At 62.1% G+C, this 2,847-nt stretch carries 3 protein-coding genes and 1 pseudogene; 2 read left to right on the forward strand and 2 right to left on the reverse strand.

The window, feature by feature from the left end:
• Window positions 1-104 precede the first annotated feature (104 nt).
• Window positions 105-626 carry an alpha/beta fold hydrolase gene (locus G8O24_RS44795; RefSeq protein ID WP_188108378.1) on the reverse strand — a complete coding sequence of 174 codons (522 nt, stop codon included), beginning with the start codon at window positions 624-626 and terminating at the stop codon, window positions 105-107.
• Between the two features lie 676 nt (window positions 627-1,302).
• Here G8O24_RS44795 and G8O24_RS42265 point away from each other — a divergent pair.
• Window positions 1,303-1,488: a hypothetical protein gene (locus G8O24_RS42265; RefSeq protein WP_061979520.1), complete on the forward strand. Its 186-nt coding sequence runs from the start codon at window positions 1,303-1,305 to the stop codon at window positions 1,486-1,488.
• A 121-nt stretch (window positions 1,489-1,609) separates the two neighbouring features.
• On the opposite strand, the gene G8O24_RS42270 is transcribed toward G8O24_RS42265, so the two are convergent.
• Window positions 1,610-1,861, reverse strand: coding sequence for a WGR domain-containing protein (locus G8O24_RS42270; RefSeq protein ID WP_188108380.1), 252 nt, complete (start codon window positions 1,859-1,861; stop codon window positions 1,610-1,612).
• A gap of 715 nt (window positions 1,862-2,576) precedes the next feature.
• Between G8O24_RS42270 and G8O24_RS42275 the strand changes: the two are divergent.
• A pseudogene (locus G8O24_RS42275) lies at window positions 2,577-2,729 on the forward strand (DUF736 family protein); the annotation flags it as partial.
• Window positions 2,730-2,847: the final 118 nt, after the last annotated feature.

A 2,847-nucleotide genomic window follows, 5' to 3' on the forward strand; every position in this document is an offset into this window, starting at 1 on the left:
CCACGATCAGCATCCCCAACCACCTGCTTCGTTCCGAAGCAGACAGCGCAACAGACCTATCTGTAGGGGGTCAATTTTGGACGCCGATCCCCCGGCTTAGGGGGTCAATATTGCAGGCCGAATGACACCGTCACCTTCTGCGATGTGCAGTCCCATTTCCACGGACCCTGCGTCGCCGCGATGATGCGGACCTCGGAATCCGGCAGATCATGGGCGAGGTATTTCCCGACCGTATTCGCGGCGAGCCTCACGAAACCGCCGGCGTCCTTTTCCAGCGAGTCAGCCCATGCCGGAACGTTTCCTGCCAGAAGGTCCACCACCGACTGTCCCTGATCGGGCGCGAGTGCTGTCACGTAGACGAGCGACTCCACCTTTTCGTGAACGCCGGCTTGCGTGATGACGACACCGGCCCAGGAATGTCCGACGAGAATGACGGGTCCGCTCTGCTGGTCGATCGCATTGCGCGTAGCGGCGACATCGTCCTCGAGCGAACTGAGCGGGTTTTGTACGGCGACGACCTTCAACCCTTTGGCTTCCAGAAGGGGAATTACCCTCGCCCAACTGGAGCCATCCGCGAAAGCGCCGTGGACAAGAACAACCGTCTTGCCGTTGAGCTTGCTTGACATGATTTCCTCTTTCTCAAACGAAACGAGCAACGGCTAACCTTCCCCTGCGACGTTCCGCACGAGGGAAGCGTGATTGCTTGCTTCTGTTTTTAGGAGCTATCGGTTTTGTTGAATATGATGCGATTTTGGAATTACGGCTTCCAATTTTTGGAAGGACGCGCCGTCCCGTTTCGCGCTCGATCCGAAGGCACTGCGAATGAAAGACGATCGCGATCACGCCTTAGAACGAGTGACCGCGTTTACTCCGCCGTGTCGGGCGAGGAACGCCTCAATGTTGCGTTCAGCCTGATCGCTGCAAGCGGCGTCGTGGCGACCATCATTCCGGCAGGGACGGCGGCACGGTCGTTCGACGTATTCGCCTTTCATTCCAGCGGACGATGGGGCGGGCGTGCCTTTGCACGGAGCGCCGGTCTGCGGCGGGGCGGTCGTCGGCTTTAGCCGTTGCAGCCGGGAAGAGACACGAGCGCCGTGTGAGGTCTCGGCCGAGGCGAACCAATCCCGCTCTTCAGCGATGGCGTCCTGGTCCACCTTCGGATCTTCCACGATCAACCCGCAAGGGGTCGGCTAGCAAGCTGCCGCCGCCGCGGCTGCGCCTTCGCGGTGATCGCGACCGAAGGCGGCCCCCCGAGGAAGCCATCGAGCGGGAATTGGCCCGCTCCGGATGGAGCCCTCAAAAATGTCGCACGATCTTTCCCTTGCCCAGAACCACGCCTTCCAGCTCGCCCGTACGCTGATGATCCCGGTCACCCTCTTCAAGTCGGGCGACGCCTATGGCGCCCTGCCCTCGAACGAACTCGATGACGGCGACGATGTCGAATTCATCCACGAATTCGATCCCTACGAGCGTGGCCCTGCTCAATGAGCCCGCCTCCGGGCGCCGCGCGCAACGCGGCGCCGTCACTTCGGGGCGGAAGCGGCCCAAGCCGACGCTCCGAACAAACGACAAGACGCGCGGCCGTCGTCTGCGGGCGTTGCACGCTGTCCTAAATGTCGGTGTCGCGATAGCCGCGCCGCCGCTTGCTTTTCTCCAGCTGGATCATGGCATCGTTTGCCGCATCGAGATGATCGAACGTCTCCATCATCGATTGGCCGAAGGTGCCAATTCGTCCCCAGCTGCGCACAACAGATGCGCCGCCGAACAAAGTCGGTTGTAGCGACAGCACGTAGAAGCGGCGCATATTCTGCGACGGATCGATACGGCGAAAATGACGTGGTTTTTGATCCCTGGTGGCCATAGCAGGAGTCTCGCCTGCTTCGGCGACGCGGTCCAATTCATTTCCTGAATCGTTGTGGCCGGATTGATTCACGCCGTCGATAGTGCGCGCATCATGCGAACGGCCCCGCCCGATGGCGCGGCGACAATGCGCGGTTCGTGTCGGCCGGCACAAGGACCGTGATCAGCCTGAACCCGACGTCTTCGCTCCCGACGCGCCCGGGAGCGGAGCGAGCGTTGTGGGACGCGGAGCCGACCGAAGCGCAGAGGTTTGCGATTCCGGTTGGGGTGCCATGAGGCGGCCTGTGCGAACTGGTGTTGCCGGAACGGACAGCGCAGGCGCTCACCCTGTCTGACTGAAGTCGTGCGGCCGGACGCCAGACAATGTTCAGGAAGGGTCATGCGTGTGTCCCGCGAATGAAGCGCCCCGTTGATGGTGGCCGATGGGCGAGCGGCCATGGGGTGCCTTTCCCTCAGGCATGACGGGCCCACTTGCGGGCTCGATCTGGCATGTCTGACCGGAGAGCGGCTTCGCCTCGATCGTTATCCCGCAACGGCCGTGCGCAACTTTCTTCCCCTGGCGCTGCGCGCCATTCCTCGCGATCCAAGAAAGCCGCTTCCGGCCGTCCTCCTTTGCATTCCGGCCTCTGCGAGGTGCGGTCCGATCGTCTCCGGTCTCTTCGACAGCCATCGAGGCCGCGGTGGGCGCGGTCCGAAAACAAGGAAAGGCAATCACCATGGCGACCATCGGCTCTTTCACCAGCACCGGCGACGGCTTCACCGGCTCGATCAAGACCCTCAACCTCAACGTCAAGGCCAAGTTCGTCCGCATCGAGAATCCCAGCGACAAGGGTCCGCACTTCCGGATCTACTCCGCCGGCAACGTAGATTATGCGTAGCGCGGGATTATGCGGAGTCGTTGGCTGGTGGCCGCGGTTTTCAAGGGCTTTTGTGGCGGCGACACTCCGCATAATCCCGTGGAGAGAAGCCGCGGCGCCTCGCTCGAGG

The organism is Bradyrhizobium campsiandrae, from assembly GCF_014529705.1.
Taxonomy (GTDB): domain Bacteria; phylum Pseudomonadota; class Alphaproteobacteria; order Rhizobiales; family Xanthobacteraceae; genus Bradyrhizobium; species Bradyrhizobium campsiandrae.

Bases quoted from the DNA above. Each gene is read 5' to 3' on its own strand.
- G8O24_RS44795 (WP_188108378.1), bottom strand. From the start codon at position 626: ATGTCAAGCAAGCTCAACGGCAAGACGGTTGTTCTTGTCCACGGCGCT.
- G8O24_RS42265 (WP_061979520.1), top strand. From the start codon at position 1,303: ATGTCGCACGATCTTTCCCTTGCCCAGAACCACGCCTTCCAGCTCGCC.
- G8O24_RS42270 (WP_188108380.1), bottom strand. From the start codon at position 1,861: ATGGCCACCAGGGATCAAAAACCACGTCATTTTCGCCGTATCGATCCG.